General features: G+C 63.9%; 20 protein-coding genes. 10 read left to right on the top strand and 10 right to left on the bottom strand.

Features of this window, described 5'->3' with window-relative positions; all coding sequences use genetic code 11:
• Position 1 precedes the first annotated feature (1 nt).
• Positions 2-1,027 carry a PqqD family peptide modification chaperone gene (locus ACIG5A_RS31810; RefSeq protein ID WP_397246825.1) on the bottom strand — a complete coding sequence of 342 codons (1,026 nt, stop codon included), beginning with the start codon at positions 1,025-1,027 and terminating at the stop codon, positions 2-4.
• A gap of 82 nt (positions 1,028-1,109) precedes the next feature.
• On the opposite strand from ACIG5A_RS31810, the gene ACIG5A_RS31805 reads away from it, so the two are divergent.
• Entirely contained in the window at positions 1,110-2,591 is a 1,482-nt protein-coding gene (locus tag ACIG5A_RS31805; protein WP_397246823.1) for a hypothetical protein, read from the top strand.
• Positions 2,588-3,322, top strand: a complete 735-nt coding sequence (locus ACIG5A_RS31800; protein WP_397246821.1) for a glycosyltransferase family 25 protein — start codon at positions 2,588-2,590, stop codon at positions 3,320-3,322. Before ACIG5A_RS31805 ends, ACIG5A_RS31800 begins: the two co-directional genes overlap by 4 nt.
• A 5-nt stretch (positions 3,323-3,327) precedes the next feature.
• Here the strand turns inward: ACIG5A_RS31800 and ACIG5A_RS31795 are convergent, their stop codons facing one another.
• From ACIG5A_RS31795 to ACIG5A_RS31770, 6 genes are all read right to left on the bottom strand, one after another.
• On the bottom strand, positions 3,328-3,987 hold the full coding sequence (locus tag ACIG5A_RS31795) for an acyltransferase (protein ID WP_397246819.1): 660 nt from the start codon (positions 3,985-3,987) through the stop codon (positions 3,328-3,330).
• On the bottom strand, positions 3,984-4,781 hold the full coding sequence (locus ACIG5A_RS31790) for an alpha/beta hydrolase (protein WP_397246817.1): 798 nt from the start codon (positions 4,779-4,781) through the stop codon (positions 3,984-3,986). The genes ACIG5A_RS31795 and ACIG5A_RS31790 overlap by 4 nt, the downstream gene beginning before the upstream one ends.
• Before the next feature lie 223 nt (positions 4,782-5,004).
• Entirely contained in the window at positions 5,005-5,919 is a 915-nt protein-coding gene (locus ACIG5A_RS31785) for an SUMF1/EgtB/PvdO family nonheme iron enzyme (RefSeq protein WP_397246815.1), read from the bottom strand.
• A gap of 65 nt (positions 5,920-5,984) precedes the next feature.
• Positions 5,985-6,842 (bottom strand): aminotransferase class IV family protein, encoded by an 858-nt coding sequence (locus ACIG5A_RS31780; RefSeq protein ID WP_397246813.1) that lies wholly within the window; start codon positions 6,840-6,842, stop codon positions 5,985-5,987.
• Between the two features lie 126 nt (positions 6,843-6,968).
• The gene (locus tag ACIG5A_RS31775) at positions 6,969-7,340 is read right to left on the bottom strand and encodes a DUF397 domain-containing protein (RefSeq protein ID WP_397246812.1); all 372 of its coding nucleotides are present in this window, start codon (positions 7,338-7,340) and stop codon (positions 6,969-6,971) included.
• A 9-nt stretch (positions 7,341-7,349) separates the two neighbouring features.
• A complete protein-coding gene (locus tag ACIG5A_RS31770) occupies positions 7,350-8,207 on the bottom strand; it encodes a helix-turn-helix domain-containing protein (RefSeq protein ID WP_397246811.1) in 858 nt (285 codons plus the stop codon).
• Between the two features lie 539 nt (positions 8,208-8,746).
• Between ACIG5A_RS31770 and ACIG5A_RS31765 the strand changes: the two genes are divergently transcribed.
• From ACIG5A_RS31765 to ACIG5A_RS31740, 6 genes are all read left to right on the top strand, one after another.
• Complete coding sequence (locus ACIG5A_RS31765; RefSeq protein WP_397246810.1) at positions 8,747-9,151, top strand: hypothetical protein; 405 nt, start codon at positions 8,747-8,749, stop codon at positions 9,149-9,151.
• Positions 9,148-9,582: a DUF4254 domain-containing protein gene (locus tag ACIG5A_RS31760; RefSeq protein ID WP_397246808.1), complete on the top strand. Its 435-nt coding sequence runs from the start codon at positions 9,148-9,150 to the stop codon at positions 9,580-9,582. Before ACIG5A_RS31765 ends, ACIG5A_RS31760 begins: the two co-directional genes overlap by 4 nt.
• A 71-nt stretch (positions 9,583-9,653) precedes the next feature.
• On the top strand, positions 9,654-10,502 hold the full coding sequence (locus ACIG5A_RS31755) for a hypothetical protein (protein WP_397246806.1): 849 nt from the start codon (positions 9,654-9,656) through the stop codon (positions 10,500-10,502).
• 15 nt (positions 10,503-10,517) lie between these two features.
• Positions 10,518-11,003 (top strand): DNA-directed RNA polymerase subunit beta, encoded by a 486-nt coding sequence (locus ACIG5A_RS31750; RefSeq protein ID WP_397246804.1) that lies wholly within the window; start codon positions 10,518-10,520, stop codon positions 11,001-11,003.
• Between the two features lie 151 nt (positions 11,004-11,154).
• The gene (locus tag ACIG5A_RS31745) at positions 11,155-11,823 is read left to right on the top strand and encodes a hypothetical protein (protein ID WP_397246802.1); all 669 of its coding nucleotides are present in this window, start codon (positions 11,155-11,157) and stop codon (positions 11,821-11,823) included.
• A gap of 331 nt (positions 11,824-12,154) precedes the next feature.
• The gene (locus ACIG5A_RS31740; RefSeq protein ID WP_397246800.1) at positions 12,155-12,622 is read left to right on the top strand and encodes a hypothetical protein; all 468 of its coding nucleotides are present in this window, start codon (positions 12,155-12,157) and stop codon (positions 12,620-12,622) included.
• Between the two features lie 465 nt (positions 12,623-13,087).
• Here ACIG5A_RS31740 and ACIG5A_RS31735 read toward each other — a convergent pair whose 3' ends face one another.
• The 3 genes from ACIG5A_RS31735 to ACIG5A_RS31725 form a co-directional block, all read right to left on the bottom strand.
• Entirely contained in the window at positions 13,088-13,345 is a 258-nt protein-coding gene (locus ACIG5A_RS31735; protein WP_397246798.1) for a hypothetical protein, read from the bottom strand.
• Between the two features lie 142 nt (positions 13,346-13,487).
• Entirely contained in the window at positions 13,488-14,453 is a 966-nt protein-coding gene (locus ACIG5A_RS31730) for a TRM11 family SAM-dependent methyltransferase (protein ID WP_397246796.1), read from the bottom strand.
• A 49-nt stretch (positions 14,454-14,502) separates the two neighbouring features.
• Positions 14,503-15,147 (bottom strand): hypothetical protein, encoded by a 645-nt coding sequence (locus ACIG5A_RS31725; RefSeq protein WP_397246794.1) that lies wholly within the window; start codon positions 15,145-15,147, stop codon positions 14,503-14,505.
• 438 nt (positions 15,148-15,585) lie between these two features.
• Between ACIG5A_RS31725 and ACIG5A_RS31720 the strand changes: the two genes are divergently transcribed.
• Positions 15,586-16,488, top strand: a complete 903-nt coding sequence (locus ACIG5A_RS31720; RefSeq protein ID WP_397246792.1) for a hypothetical protein — start codon at positions 15,586-15,588, stop codon at positions 16,486-16,488.
• 68 nt (positions 16,489-16,556) lie between these two features.
• Entirely contained in the window at positions 16,557-16,871 is a 315-nt protein-coding gene (locus ACIG5A_RS31715) for a pilin (RefSeq protein ID WP_397246790.1), read from the top strand.
• The last annotated feature ends 1 nt before the right edge of the window (position 16,872 follow it).

The raw sequence follows: 16,872 nt of genomic DNA, 5'->3' as shown, positions 1-16,872 counted from the left end.
GTCAGGCCGCCTTGTTCGTCGCGGTGGGGTTCAACTGATCGAGCATCCGCTGCACGTCGTCCCTCGCCCGATCAACCGGGATGTGGAAATCTCGCGCCAGGGCCACGGCGATCTCATCGAGGCTGCGGCCGTCGTAGGCGAGCTCGATGATGCGTTCGGCCGTCCTGTTCTTCACCCGCATACAGGTGTCGGTTTGCCAGTCGTGCAACAGTTTCCGCTCAGGGTGGTAGCGATAATGGCGCACAATCCAGTGCGGACTCCCAACTCCCGCTTCGGCTATAGCCCGATACAGGTGGCTGGCTTCCTCGAGGTGGCTGCGGACGGAGGGGCGCTGTAGCAGCCGATGTGCGTAGGCTCCGACTTCTGCATCGGTGATGGCGATGCCCCAGCCGGTGATCTGCTGGAAGTACGTCGACAGCATCACATCGACCAGGCTGAACTCGCCGACCGCGAACGGGCCGCCACTTTTTCTCAGCAGAGCGGCCACGGTGTCGCACACCCAGTCCGCTTGCTCGACGGCAGCCTGGTCTGGCTTCGAGATGCGCTGGGGACGTAGTGATTTCGCGTATGTTGCGCCGTAGACGAGCGGTGACAGATCGTGCGATGCCCACGCGCACAGTGACAGGATCTGAGCTCGTTCAGCCGGGGTCAAGCCCAGCAGGCGCGGCCCAGAATCAGGCGCGTTCCGATCAAGATAATCAGCAATGGACACCACATCGGCAGCCACCGCCCCGGTGTCGGTGTCGACCAAGACCGGCACCCGAGGCAGCAGTTGCACGATCGACCCCGCCAACAGCGCCTCACGGTCGAGGGCCTGTAAGTCGGAAAATGAGCACTGACACCCGATATGGGCTTCGCGCTCCTCGCTGACATCGCCAACAACCAGCACGCCATCTGAGTTTTCAGTGGTCGGCCAGTCGAGCTCCACGAACCGCTCCACATACGGAATTTGCTTCTCCCGCACGGTAATTCGGCCACGCATCGACCACCCCGAAAAGTGCAGGTCTCCGGTGTACAGGATCAACATCAGGTTCTCCTCGGCAAGGCCAGATCGGTCAGGGGCATCGGGCCGAGCGCACCAGCCGATCCGGCTGCTACAACTCGGCCCGATGGATGGGGATCAGCTGCACTGGCGGCTGATCATTTGCTTGGACTCCACCTCCGGCGATTCGTATTCCTCGCCGTCGGCGACTGCTGCGAGTTCTTCGACCATGACTGTCCCTGCCTCCAAACACATTTCGTTCGGCTTGATACCGTCCGAGTCTTACCGCGCCATCGCGATGCGGCCATCCCCGGCGCAGCCCGTGTTTATGGACATCCCGCCCTCGCAATGGACAGATCCTGGACACGGCCGCCCGCGCCAGACCTATCGTGGACAAATGGTCCTCAGCTCTGTCCCATCGGTAGGCCACGTGAAGGAGTGCTTGACCAAGTTGCGTCAGGGCCACGGTCTGTCGAGGCCGACGACTCTGCTCACAGCCCTGGACGAACAGCTGCGCGACTTCCTCAGTCGCGGGCATCGGTTCACTCCCGGATCGGCTGACCAGATCGCGCTACTTGCCTCGACAATCGCCGCTGCAGTCGACCGGCTGGGCGCCGACGAACGCGTGTATGCCCGAGTCGACTTCAACCTCCAACCCGAGCACCGCTATCCCACGCTGACCGAGCGACAAGAATCGTTGGCGCGCCAACAGAAGTGCGCCACAAAAACCGTCCGACGGCACGCCAGCCGAGCTCTCGACACGCTGGCCTACCTGCTGTTGACAGCAGAGGACGTCGATGCCACCGCGCCGAACCCCATTCGGCCAGCCGCCTCGCCGAACTCAGACAACAATGCCGACATCGACAACGCAGGCGGCTGCTGGTATTTGCGTCCCGGCGCGCGGGTCGACATCGTCTGCTCAGAAATACCTTCCGATGAACGGCCGCCGTACGCCTCGCCGAGCGACCGAAACTACTTGCGGTACGCGAAGTTTGCCGACTTAGACACACTGATCTACACCCGGGCCCGGCTGGCTCAGATCGCGCCCACCGCGGTGGTGCGCGACTTCGCTCCGTCCGAGCACTACGACACTCACGCCGATGTCCTGGTCGTCATCGGCGGCCCTCCGTGGAACGCGAAGTACCGAGAGTTCTTGCCCCAATTGCCATTCCACTTCGAACCCCACCCGCTGGGCGAGGACGACCCGCTCGTTGTGCCCTGTCTAGACGACCTCACTCTCGCACCGCGCTGGACCGCCCGCGGCGAGCTGCTCGAGGATCTGGCGGTGATCACGCGCCTTACGGTGCAGAGCACCACCGTCATCCTGCTGGGCGGATGTCTCACCCTCGGCGTGCTCGGTGCCGCGCACTGCCTGCTCGACCCCGAACGGGGATCCGCCAATTCTCGATACCTCGAAGACCGGGTCGATACCGACGACTTCGTACTCGTCACGGAGGCACGCCGCGTCGGCGGCATCACCGACGTCTCCGACCTCACCCGCGTCGAACCACTGCTGCTGCTCTCACGCACCACCGGCGAAGACTTCGGAGTCGTCATCGACAACACCGAACGCCGCACTCGCCACACGCGTGGAACGGCGCCACGGTGATCGCCGCTGACTCCATCTCCACCTACATCGTGAATCTCGCACGCCGACCTGACCGGCGCGCGTGGATCGACGCCCGCATCCCGACCGAGCTGGCACCTATCTACACCTCCGATTGGGACGCCACCTTCGACGGCCACGAACTCTCACTCCCGCACCTGCACACGGCCGGATTCAAGCTGTTCGACTGGCAGATCGACTCTGACAACCCATGGTGGAACCGCCCACTGAAATACGGCGAAATCGGCTGCACCCTTGCCCATCTCGCGTGCTGGACCCACGCCGCCGACCATACCCACACCCCCTACATCCTCATCCTCGAAGACGACGCCGACCCGGCCCCAGAGTTCCTCACCACGCTGCTCGCCGGCCTCGACAGACTTGAGCGCAATGACGTCCAGTTCGGACTGCTCTACCTCGGCCGCTACCCGCTCGAACCCGACCAGCTCTCGCGCGTAGAGGGTTTCGTCCGCCCCGGATACAGCCACTGCAGCTACGCCTATCTCCTACCCCGCGCCGCGCTCGCCACCATGCTCGAAGCCGACCTGAGTCGAGCCATCGTCCCGATCGACGAATTCCTCCCCGCGCTGTACATCGCGCATCCTCGCGCCGACCTGCGTGCTCGATTTCCACCTGCACTGCGAGCCATAGCGTTCGACCCGCCCCTCGCGACTCAACGCCCCAAACGTGAAGCCGGAAGTGACACCGAGGACAGCGACTTCGTGCTCCTCTGATCGGACTACTGAGTCGTGTCGGATTGCCAATGCCCAATGAGGGCGCGAAGACGCACGCCGGTCCATTGACTGATCGGCGTATGGACATTGATTCCCGTGACCACATGCTCGGACGGCACGTCCCGTGTCACCACCGCCCCAGCGGCAACGTAGCTGCGTGGTCCTATGCGTACGCCGCCGACTACACGGGCTCCGAATCCGACCACCGTGTCCGCCTCGACCACCGGCGGCGCCTCGTCGATCCCCCACCACCCCAGATCCGGCCGCGAATACTCGTGCACGAGATCACCCATCACCGTCGACCGATCGCCGATTACCGTTCCATCACAAACGAATCCAGCCACACAGGCATCGCTTCCGACCTGCACTCGATCGCAGACGTACGCACCGTGCACGACCCGTGACCGGTCCCCGATCACACAGCCGTATCCGATCCGGACCTGGTCCTCGACGACGCAGTCCGAACCCAGAGCCGTTCCTTCGTGCATGATGACCGCATTGAACAGCAAGGACCGGTCCCCGATGATCACCGGATCACCCACCGACGGCTGTCCCTGCTGTGCTTGACGGATTCGCGCTTCCTTCGGGTAACCCAGTACGCAATGCTCGCCTACGAGCGCCGCGGCGCCCAGCTGCACCGGCGCGTATAGGTCGGAGACGTTCACGACTTCGGCGTGGACTGCTCAATGAGCCAGTCGACCGTCACCGTGATGGCCTCGTCCTCACGATCCCGTGAGTCGAACCCATGATCCGAGCCGACGACGGTATGCAGTGTCGTATCAGCTCGATTCCGTGCCGCGTTCACCGCGATGTCGTAAGACACCGCTGAGTCGTTGTCACCGTGCACGACCAGCGTCGGCACGGGGTTCGCCAAGAAGTCGTCGAGGGGACGGTAGCGCGCGAACTCAAGGAAGATCACCCGGCCCAGTTGGAACTCCTGATCAACCAGAAGAAAGCCATTGTCTTCCAAATGCTTTCGCTGCTCGCGCCCGAAGTTCTCTTTCCCCCAAGCCAATTCCGGCTCCAGGAACGTTCGTACCAGGTCAAGTACAGGATTCCAGAGCACCATCCGGTGCAGCATCCCCTGGTTGAGCCACGGCAACGACAATGCGGTGGATACAGCACCGAAGCTAGCCGCGACCACCGAGAACGGCTGGTCGATGAAACGCTGTCGCGTAAAGGTCACCGCCGCTTGCAGATCCAGACATTCCCCCGCGATCGTCACCCCTTGCTGGCTACCAGCGCTGGCCCCGTGCCCGCGAAACGACATCCTGACAACGTTGAAGCCCCCCGCAACCAGCCGCTCGGCCAGCCGCACGAACATCCCACCCCCCTCATCCATGTCCACGGTAATGCCGTGAACCAGCAGGACAGCGCCTCGAACAGGTAGGACGTCGGTAACATGCACAGCGACCGCCAGCGCGATGCCATCGACGGAGATCAGCTCGACAGCTTGCACCGAAAGGCTCCGCTCGCTCGGTCCGACATGGAGGGGAGCCCCTATCCTCTCTCGCGGCCGCCGCCATGTGCAATCACGGCGATACGACACTTCAGAAGCCAATTGTCGAGCGGTGCGGTCGGGGACACCAGATACATTGTCCTGTTGCGCCACCCCCGATGGACGGCTGCATCACACAGCTACAGACCGATCTGCCGCTCCCACGCAGCCTTGAGCTATATCGTCAGATGATCAATGTTGTTGTGATACAACGGAAGCCAGTGTCATCATCGAGCATCGTGCAGTGCGCGTCGTTGAACTCTGAAGGAACCGCCCGATTGAAAGGGCTGGTGAAGGCGCTGCCTTTCAGCTGGTAGCGGTTCGATGTTGTCTGGCTGTCGAGCCATTCCCAGACATTGCCGCACATGTCGTATACCCCGTAGGGGCTGACACCGCTCTTGTAGCGATCGACCGGCGTGGTAGCTCCGGGGCCTGATCCGCGGACGTTGCATTTCGCAGGGGTGGGCTGAGGGCCCCACGGCCAGGTGTTGCCTCGGGTGCCGCGGGCAGCTTTTTCCCATTGCTGGTCGGAGGGCAGACGTTTGAGCGCCCATCGAGCGTATGCCTGCGCATCGTCCCAGGTGACCCACACGACTGGATGATCGGCGATTTCCGTTGGAGGATGGCCATTTTCCCAATGACGGGGCGGAGCGTGCCCAGTCGCGACTACAAAGCGGGCGAAGTCAGCGTTGGTCGTCGGGAAGATATCGATGTAGTAGCCGTCGACCCAAGCCGGCTCATCCTGAGGTCCAGCAAGATAGATGCCCGAGGGGATCCAGGTCATCAGCTTTCCGTCGGCTGGATGGCGGATCTGTGTTGGCACCTCGGGAACGTCGGTGTCGCGACACTCGCTGAGTGCTTCGGGTCCAACGAATTCGGCGAATCGGGTCCGCTCCTCGACCGTGAGCCGTACGAGAGATGTGTCGAGTGCCGCCTGGTTGACCGGTCTGGGCCGGACCGCGGTGCCGCCAGCCTCCCACTTCGAGATCAGGCGAGGGTCGACTCCAAGGTGTGCGGCGAAGTCCACGATGCTCATCCGGCGCGCGTCGCGGAGTGCGCGGACTTCGACTCCGGTCCAGTGCCGGACCACCGTGATCATCCCCGTGGTTCTCCCTACCCAAGTCAGTAGCGCTTGAGCCTAGCCAGTGGGAGCCGGGATGTGGCTCAGATTCGCTGCGGAGGTATGGATTCGTAGTCCTTACGGAGAGCGTCGATCAGCTCGTGCTCAGTTGACCATTGCGTGTCGTCGACTCGGGCGACGGCACGCACCCCGACCGCGGCGTTGGTGGCCACCGCCGCGACGAATTGAGGAAGCTGGGCCAGCGTCACCGGCTCGGTCAGAATGTCTTCGTCGCGGGTTTGGCTGATCAGACGCATTGTGATGCCGGGCAGAACTTCGGCATGTGGCCAGATCAGGCGGCCGCTGGCATCGATGAAGCCGATGTTAGACGTCGCAACTTCGCTGATGACGCCTTCGGCGGTTGTGAATACAACATCGTCGAATCCGTTTCGCTGCGCATTTCGTCGATGATGAACGGCGCCAAAGAGTCCCGTGTGCTTGACCTTGGGCAGATCACGGGAGTACACCGTCGACTGCAATTTCAGCGCGCCCTGCGGGCCGAGGGGTGCACTCCGCATGCTCACGAGCACGTGAGGCCGGGCATCGACACCCGGCCTGGAGAGTTCTAGCTCCGGGTCGAAGACGGTAACCCGGACGACGATCGGTTCGTCTTTGTCACGCAGACCGTGTCGAACAAGGTCCCGAATCCATTCGGGATCGAGGTCGGCACCGAACAGCAACCTGCAGTCGCGAACCAGACGATCGAGGTGAAGTGAGAGGCCCCGCACGCCGCCGCCCTCGACACGCATCGAGGTAAAGCACCCATAGTTGACCAACCCCAGGACAGCGATCTGGTCGCGGCTGACCGGGCTGCCGTTCAGTTCCATAACGGTCAGTGTTTCATCGCGCTCGAATGCGGAGTTGCTCGCCCGGCACCGAAGTTCAGTGAAAGGGCAGTGCAAAGACGTTCTCGCGCCAGTTCCGATCCGGAACCGTCTCCGCCGATGCTGAATTACGTGGCAGCATGGCCGAACTCGACAAAGATGACTCCGGCGTCGGACTGGCGTTGGCTCAAAGAAGCGCTGTCGTCAGACGGGCGCGAACTCGCTGTCGCGCACACCAGCGACGAACGCGGACCACTCCTCATCGGTGAAGGTCAGGGTTGTTCCATCGGCACCGCGGATGATCACCTCGCCCGAGGGTTGCCGCTCGATACTGGGTACGGCGTGCCGTGTTTCCGCAGTCGAGCTGGTCGCCGACTCGAGAAATGCGTCCCACTCGGCGTCGAGCATCTCAATCACCGGCTGGTTCTCGGGGATGTTGGAGGGGTTGCGCTGGAACTTGGTGTCGCGTATCAGCACTATTCCTGCCTCTACGTCGAATGCAACCTCTACGCACTGCCCACCATTGGTTCCGCTGTGGCTGGAGGTCCGCCACGTTAGGCGGTCCCGGGAGTTCATCCAATGCTCCTACGCTCGTTGAAGACGATCGACATGGTCCAGGATGACCTGGGCCGACTCGTCGGCGGACAAGGCCAACGCCTGGAGTCGATCAGCTATCAGTTTATACAGCGCGACTTGGTCGGGATCCTGCACCAACAGCGATCCGGTCTGGTACTCGGTGTAGCCGATGCTTTGCGCTTCAGCGAAGTTCAGCAGTGTGAAGTCGCCGTCGAGGCCGACGTGGACAGCAACCTGTTTCGGCATGACCTGCAGCTTGATGTTGGGACGTTTCGTCAGTTCGAGCAGATGCCGGAGTTGTTCGGTCATCACGGCGGGCCCACCGACGAGCCTGCTGAGCGTGTCTTCCTCGATGACCACCTCGAGGTTGAGCGGATCCACCTCGTTGGTGACTCGCTGGCGTGCCATCCGAGCCTTGACGGCCCGAGGCAGATCCAACGCCGCGATCTGCAGGCCGCCGCCCAGCAGGGCGGTGGCGTACCCCTCGGTCTGGAGCTGTCCGGTGAGCGCCATCGCCTGGTAGGTGAACTGACCTGCCGCGAGGGCTTCGAGCTCGGCGAATGTCCGAAACCAATCGGGCAAGACATCGCTATACGCGGCCAACTGCGTGCCTTCGTCGGCGCGCCCAATGAGCGACTCGATGCGACCGATCTGAGCTGGGGCCGCGCGGTACAGGCGCATCAACTTGGCGACGTCATCAGGCTGTTGCTGAAACTTGCCGGACTCCATGTGGTTGATCTTCGGCTGCGAACATCCCAGCTCTGCGGCTGCATCGACCTGGCTGACTTTGGCGCGAAGCCGAGCAGTGCGCAGCTCCTGGCCGATCAGAAATCGCAACGCCGACGGGTGCGAGCGGCTGACGGTCACTGTGGTTCCTCCAGCGGGTCGATGACCGTCCAAGTATTCACCACACCACGAGCGTACCGATTCGGTAGCCGACATTAGCTGTTGTATAAGCTTATATATTTGCTTATTATCGTCCTACGGCGGTAGAACCGCGTACGACGATCGGGAACGAGGCCCAGCTGTGGCTGTTCTCCAAAGCTCGACACTGATAGCCAGCGACCAAACCGGACATCAAGCTCGCAACGTTGGCCAAGACATCTGGGCCGTCAGCTTTCTGCCCGGCCGATCACTCACCGAAGATCAGGCGCTTGCGGCACTCCAAGCAGCCGACCGAGTGAACGAAATCCGCCGGTATGCCGAACTCGTCGGATTGACCATCCTCGAGATCACAGGGCTTGTCATCACGGAGTCGCCTTGGCGGCCGACCTCGCGAAAGGCAGCTCAGGAAAGTCAGCGGCGGTGTTGACACCATGCGAACCTGGGCGCGATCAACATCAAATGAGACCGAACGGTCAGTAATCGCGGGGACCAGACTCGTCTTTCCTTCGAGCGATGCTCTGTTGCGCGCGATCCGCGACCGCCACATCGTTGAGCACCCACTAGCGGCGTTCGCATGGCTGCTGGGCACGCTGCACCGCGGCTTGCTCGAACATCCCGATGAGCAGCAACGATTGGCGCGAGCGCGGGCGACAGCGGTCGTTGAGATCAACGAGTGGGTCGATCTCCGACGATCCCGGCCGTTGGTCCCGTTACCCTCCCCCGCGACCGTCGGCGAAGTGATCGACCGTATGGCGCAAGCGCAGGTCATGGCCTATCGGCTACTGATGCGGGGCGATGTCGAGAAGTTGGTGGTTCACTACGCGTGGCATCGGCTGGGGCGGGTGGTCGACGAGTATCACGACTTGGCTGAAGCGATCGAGCACCGCCAGCACCCTTTCCCCTTTACCAAAGGGGGTGCAAGTTGATTCCGGACAAGGACGAGTTGCTGGCAGCATGCCGGGGACTGCCGCCGCTGGACACCGACAATCCGATGCTGGACGCGGCAGGGGAGCTGACGGGACTGCATGAGGCCCTCGAAATCACTCCGGCCAGCAAGTCCGAAACACTCGAATGGCGGCGGGTCCGACTGGTACGCCAGATTGACGAGTGGGTGAATCATGCTCTGCCGCAGCCATTTCCGAATGCTTCGATCCATACCGAAACCGTCGGAAACGTGGTGGATCGCCTCGCGGCGCTGACCTTCCAAACCTATGTCGCCTTAGCTCAGGCCCCGGACGCGTTGTACGAGGACGCGTGGACACGTCTGGCCGATCTCGCCGTGGGCTATCAAGACCTGATCGATCAGCTCCGCACCGGGGTGCGCCGACTACCCGGGCCGCATCCCCACCTGTGGTGATGACCGCGATGAGGTCTCAACTGACACGAAATATCAAGCACCAGTGAGTAATTCAGGAAGGGATAGGTGTCATGGCACGATTGCTATTGGATCATCCGGCCTGGTTCACCACCTCCGACGGCCGTGCTCATCGGGTCGTTGGTGACACCACGGGTGGGATGTCGCTGATTACCGGGCATCAACTGCCGAGCGGGTTGTTCATCTGTCAACAGCCGATCGGCGACAGAGCGGCACCGGCTATCGACAGCTACTTCGATCCCGGCGAGTTGGTCGGGCCGCTGGCGCTGGCGGCTCCGTTGCGCGCGCTAGGGCCTGTGACGCGGATGGCGAATCCGTTGTTGTGGGATGCACTCGGCACCGCGGTCTTGGCGAACTTCATTGCCCGCAAGAACTGGGCGGGACTGCATCGGCGTCTGTGCCGGGTCGTGGGGCGGTGCGTCCAAACCACGGTCGGGTCGGTGTGGGTGTTCCCCACACCACAGGCACTGCTCGGTATCGGTGACGACCGGGTCGCCGATGTCGCGTTGCGGGTCAAAACCCCTGCCCTGCAACTGATCGCCGAAGCCTATCTAGCTCACGGCGCGCAGTGGAACACGGTCATGGCGACCGGCGGGAACGCTGACACGCTGGTCGAGGCGATCACCGTACAGGTCCCGCAGCTGGATCGGGCCACGATCGCCCGCGCTGTCGCCGATCACAGCAACGATTTCAGCGTCTACCCCACCGATCACCTGTTGCGGGCAGCGATGTGCCAGTTGTCGACACGGCGCACCTGGCCCGTCGACGACACCGAATTCCGTGCCGAATGGCACGCGGTGACCGGGGACCAGCGGTCGCTATGGACCGTGCTGACGCTGGCCTCGGCCAGCGACGCCTGCCTGAGTACCACCTCGGTCGGTGCCACTACTTCCGAATCGTGAAGGGCCTCCACCATCATGGACACCACCCTGGTCGTCGAAACCACCGATGAGCGGTGCAGGTTCTACCGCAGTACCTGCGATATCCCCGCCGCCATACACCCCGACTACGACCGGATCGTCGTGCGCGCGGGCCTGGTAGGTGCGATCACCATGCCCGCCGACCTCGGCACCCGCGTACACGCAGCGATGACCGAGCTGCACATCCCCCTCGGACCGGTCCTCGCCCACTCGCGCTCGCAGCGCTGGACCTTCCTCGTCCGGCCTGACCAGTCGGCCGAAGACATGGCCCTGTTCGCCGAACTGTTCCGGCTCAACGTCGCCATCACCCCAGTAGGTGGCGACATCGCACTGGCCGGCCCCACCGACGACCACACCGGGTACCGGCACTGGGTCCATCCACCCACCGACAGCTACCGCCCGACCGGTGCCACCGTGGTCGACCTGATCCGCGCCTGTCTCCGAAAAACACTCACACACAAGGAAACTCGACCGAGAACATGAACACCACCCCGCCCCAAACACCATCAGTCCCGCCAATGCCCACCGTTCGCCACGCCCAGCGACACCGCCACCCCAGCACCCGCGACACCACAGTCCCGAGAACCGTCGAGCGCCCCGCCTCCACCGGCTCGCTGGATCAAGCGGTGCGGCCATGACCCGAACATCACGCAACCACACCCACACCGAACTCTCACTCGAGACCACCGCCCAGCTCCTCGACAGAATCCAGGACATCGGCGCCACCAAGACCACGATCATCGCCGAGCTCGCCCACAGCCTCCCACCCGACGAACGTGCCCGGCTGGCCGGACAGCTGGCGCGCATCGCAACCCAATTCTCCCTGCCCCCAGCCCACGACCACACCCCGTCACGACAGCCACCACCGACTCCGGAATCGGTACCGACCAGCCATGAGCTGCTGGCGGCGGTGAACGGATTCAACCTGCATCGCCCCTGCGCAGCATTGGTATTCGAGCTGGCGGTGCTACACCGCCTCGATGATCTGTCCGAGCGGATCCGGTGGCGACGAAGCGAACTCATCGACACCCTCAACCGTCAGCTGTCCCCTCGGCTCACCACCCCACCGTACGGCCACGCCCACGGCGTCTCACTCGGCGAGGTCGTCGACGAACTCGTCGCGGCTCACGTCCGGGCCGACCAGCTCCTGCGTACCGACCCACCACGATCGGTCCAAGCGTGCGACGACGACGCACTGCACCACGCCTGGCGATCGGTGGCCGATATCGCCGACACCTGGACCGCACTCACCACAGGTATCTCGACCGACCACCACCACACTCGCCGGGCAAAACGATCATGAACACGCCCGTCACCCACCTGACAACCCGAGACGAAAACGACTCTCTACCAACACAGCTGGAGGGAATCGTTATGCCTCCCCACGCGCAGTCGCTCAGCAACAACGACGCGCCACAGATCGCCGCGAATGAGCCACCAACGATGCTGCCCCGGGTGCTGTCCGGACGAACAGCAGGCCATCAACGAACTCGTCGCGACCGGAAATTTGGTGCCCGCCAGATACCAGCAGAACGTCTGGAGACAACGACCATGTCCATGACGTCGACTGCCTCGCCGAGACCCGCTCCATTCGTCGCATTGTCCTGCTACACAGCACGATTGGTCCGCACCCCATGCCGCTGACCTATACACAGGCCCGGCTGCTGGACGCGATGATCGGGCCGGAGGGCGTGTGCACCGCCACAGATTTGGCGCGCCGCACAGACCGTGACATCACCGCTGTGACTACCGCTCTGGAATGGCTGTGCGAGAACAAGCTCGTCCGGCCGACCACCGCGTGGGCACCGACTGACCTCGCGAAGGCGATCCTTCAGGCACAGCCCAACCTCTACACCCTGCCACAACAACGGATGTTAACCGAGCTGCAGAAATGCGACCGCCCGCGAACACCGGACGAGCTGGCGCAGCACTTCGGACTTCCCGCGCATGCGATACGGAACACGGCGAACACGCTGTGCCGTCGCGGGCACCTCGAACCCGTCGCTGCACACGAGCCCACATCGTTCGGGATCACCGCTCTGCGGATCCATCACGAGACACATCGAGTTCACACGAGGGCCTCTCGCCCCTCGCCGAACTGACGCAGCCCGCTCAGGCCGACGTCATTGGAGGTAGCGGCCATCATGAACGGCTTACACACCACCGCGATCATCACAGTCATCATCACCGTCCTGTCGGCCGCCATCCTGGCACTGCTCCACACCCACGCCGACCACCAACCCGAACACCGACGAAGCATGAATGGCATTGCCGCCCAGAATGTTTGGCCTCGAATATGGACACACGACGCACCGGACACCCCGTTCACCGTCGCCGAAGCACACCGCGAGATGCAACGCCACCGCGATTGCTCCACCGACTGGTGTGACCGCAAAGCAGACGCCTTCGCGACACTGGTGGCGGCCGGGCACGCGAAACCGGATTCCTCACGCCCACAGCAATACCGTCCCAGCCACCGACACCACTAACTAGAGCACCTGCCCAGAAGGGCGCGAACCGCCCCGCCCCGGTAGTGGCCAGTTCGGCGCGTGCCCCGTCTTGTCGTTTCAGCGCGGATTGGCGTGCTGCAGGTCGGCTGGCTCGTGGTCGTGTCCATTGGATGAGTCCGGCGGAAGGGTCCCCGCCGGATCAACATTGGCGGGGTCGAACCGGGACGGTGGGTTGTTCGGGTCCAGCGGGAACGAACAGCCGTTCCAGCATGGAGGCTGCGGGCCAGCGCCAACGGCTGGGACGTTGCCGATTCCGGCGAACCCGAGCGCGGTCAACACCGTCGCGGCGAGCACAGTCTTGGTCCTGTTCGACATGCCTTCTCCTTCCAATCTCGCTCGGCCACAAATGCAGTCGAGCGTTGCGGCCTGGCGGTCGCGCAAGACCGCGCGGGCCAAACAGCGATCCCGCGTAGAGGTGGTCGGAGGTCGAGCGGGTCAGCCCGCCTCCGCATGGCGGCTACGTCCAGCGGTGGCCAGGCACGTGTGGCCTTGCGGTGCCAGGAGCGTGTTCGGGGTAGAAGTGCCTGAGTTGGAACGCTTCCTGCGGTCCGGCCGGAGCCTGGAAAATCAGGACGTCCTCGTGGGCGATCAGATGCATCGGCAGTCCGGCGGCACGGCGTTTGGTGACGAAATCCCTTTGGAAGAAGGAACTTCGGGGGATGATGTCGTCATCGGCGAGACGCCCGAGTAGCGCGACACACCGCTCGACGGGGACGAGACCGGCGAGTGTGGCACAGGTGGTGATGTGTGCTGGCAGGTCGACCAGTTCGGTGTGTTGACGCCATGGCCGGGCGGTGATCACCACGTAGCCGCCGGGTTTGAGATACACGGCCGCACCGGTGAGGATTCGGGTGAACCCGGATAGCAATCGGCCCAGCGAAAGGTTGGCCAAGTTGCCACGGTCCAAGAGCGAGCCGTATCGGTGGTTGATCTTGCGCACGCCTTCGCCCGGCTTTACTTTGACGTGGCCGTGAGTGGAGTCGCCGTAGGGCGGCGAGGTGATCACCAGGTCGACGGCGCCGAGGAATTCGGCGGGCAGGATGGTGTCGAGCCTTCGGGCGTCGCCGGAGTACACCGCAGCGTCCTGGTCGCATCCGGCCGCGCGGGCAAGGTCGATGTTGCGACGAGCAACTGCGGCCCAACGAGTTTCGTATTCGATGCCGAGCCCGCGGCGGCCGAGGTGGAGGGCTTCGACGACGGTGGTGCCGGTCCCGCACATCGGGTCCAGGACGAGGTCGCCGGGGCGGGTGTAGTGGGTGATGGCGTGCGCGGCGACGGCGGGCAGCATTTTCGCCGGGTGGGCGGTGCCGTCGGGATGGTAGCGGCCCCGTCGTTGTGTAGCGGGGGCATGTTGGGCGGTGGCCCATACCGATACCGGCACGGCATGGTCAGGGCCGGATCGGGGGTTGTGGAGTTCGCTCATGGCCGTGGTCCTGTCTGCGTGGCGGGATGCGATGGTCGATCGGGCAGGCTCAGGCGGCGCGGTTCAGGGATTGGGCCAGGTGCTGATCGTCGGGCCGCAGAAAGACCGTGACGTCGATGTGCACAATGCGATGCCCGTTCACGGTGGCTTGCTCGCGAGCACCAACTGGGATGACGTCGGCGCAGATCGGGACGGCGACAATGTGGGAGAGATAGAGCAGGTCGGCCGCTTGAGCGGCAGCCACGACGGGGCCGGTCGCGTCGTCGAGGACGCCGCCGCGAGTGCGCTCGCAGCGGGTCAGCACGGCCAGAATCGCTCCGCCGCGTAGCTGGTCGGCGGCGGTGAAAGCGAGCCGGGTGTAGATGTCGCGAAGCGGCGGGGTGTCGGGATCTGACAGCAGGCTGGCGATGACGAGGTCGGCGACCTCGCCGCGGCCCGGCGTAGCCGGCGAGTCCGCGACAGTCACGGTGCTCGCCGTGCGGCCGGTGTCGGCGAGGGCGGTGCGGGCGCGGCGGGCGGCGAGCTGCTGGGCGGGCGAGGCTGCCAGCAGGACGACGCGGGCATCAGGCTCGCTGAATTCGGCGACGGCACGGCGCAGGACCGGCGCTGGCCAGAAGTCGCTTCGGTCGGGAACGTCGCGGCCGCAGGCCCAGATCGTGGACGGTACAGCGGCAACGGGGCGGGGATCGGACATGGGTAGCGGTCCCTTCGAGGAGACGGAATTCCCGTACATCTAGGGACTGCATGGGAACCACCCGAAAATCGCCCACGATTTTCTCGCGAGATTCGAAACTCACCCGAACGAGTTCGACAATGGAAGGGAATGAGACCCCCTTCCTGGACGTAGTTCGGAGGATTTTCTTTCCCTTTCCACCTCTAACAGATCGGACGCCGAACTCAGCGCCACCGAAGAGTCCACCGAACATACACAACACCAGGCAGACCGGCTTCTATGAGAACTTAACGGCCGATTGTCCACACAAGTCGGTGGACGCCGCACGGGCCTGTTGTGGACTTCTTGTGGATCTCTCGTGTGTGCCCGGTGTATTTCTTGTGGACTTCTCGTGGCGGCAGCTTGCTGTCCTGGCTTGGTCGAAGTTCTCTTTTCGATCCGAGCAAGGAGCTGATCGTCATGAATTCATCCGACCGTGGTTATTCGCGTAGAGATGCGCGGCTGCCGCTGACAGCGGTGCAGGAACGGTTCGAGCAGATCACCGCCCGGCCAGTGCCGTTGAGCCCGCAGGCAGCCGCGGCCTTGCCGGAGTCACCAGTGACCTGGGGGCGGTTGCGAGAGCTGCTGGCCGATACCTCGGTGCCGTTCACGGTGATGGATGTCGATGCTGTGTGGGCGTGGCTGATCTCCTACGCCCGCCGCGAAGGCCCTGACGCGGTGCTGGCGTGCGCGGGGGTGGCGGTGCCGATGATGTCGGGCGCGGCGGCACGTCTGGCCCGCAGGGTCGAGGGCGACCGAGCCGACGCCGAGGCCGCGGTGCTGACCGCCTTCGTGGACGCGGTCGGCAACATCAACCTGGGCCAGACACGTGTGTGGTGTGCGCTGCGGTGGGCGTCCTATCGAGGCGGGCGCGGGTGGGCCAAGCAGCAGGCGATGTCACCGGTCCCGGTGCCGCCCGCCGATCTGGACAAGCGTTGGCTGCGCTGCCACGGGCATCCGGAGCATCTGCTGCACCAAGCGGTGGCCGAGGGTGTGATCGACGCCTCCAGCGCCATGCTGATCGCCGACACCCGGCTCGCGGACCGCACGCTGATCTCGCTGGCGACCGAACGCGGCCAGTCCTACAAGCAGCTGAACAAGCGACGCAAACGCGCCGAGGTGCGGTTGCGGGCCTGGCTGCGAGAACGACTGGCCGAAGCCAACTGCACCAGTGTCGTGGAGGCCGCAGCCATCGATGCCGCCCAACACCACCAATATGCGCGGCCGGTGGCGATTTTCCGGACTCGGCCTGCCAGTGCCCAGTGCGAGGAGAACACAGCCGCCTCCCCGTATCCGGCACCGGAGGTGAAGCGATGCGCATAACCCACTCCCCCACCCACACGCCCGCACAGCCCTCACACGCTGGCCGTTTTCGGCGTGGCCTCGCCCGAATGGCCCTGACAGTCGCGCTGGCGGGTGCGGTGCTCGCCGCGGCGGCCGCACCCGCCTCGGCACAGACCGTGCTGGCGATCGCGAGTTCGTTCGACGAGGTGCTCAACAATTTACGTAACTGGATCGTCGGGATCCTCGCGCTCGTCGCGACCGTGTGCTTGACCATCGGCGGCACCCGCTATCTGATCTGCTCCGGCGATCCCGGTGAGATCGAACGCGCCAAGATCGCCCTCAAAGCCGCCTGCGTCGGGTACGCGCTGGCGATGCTCGCGCCGATTGTGGTCGCGGTCCTCAAGTCGATTGTCGGCGGCTGAC

The organism is Nocardia sp. NPDC052566 (genome assembly GCF_044547285.1).
GTDB lineage: Bacteria > Actinomycetota > Actinomycetes > Mycobacteriales > Mycobacteriaceae > Nocardia.
This window is presented reverse-complemented; position numbering and strand designations above follow the sequence as displayed.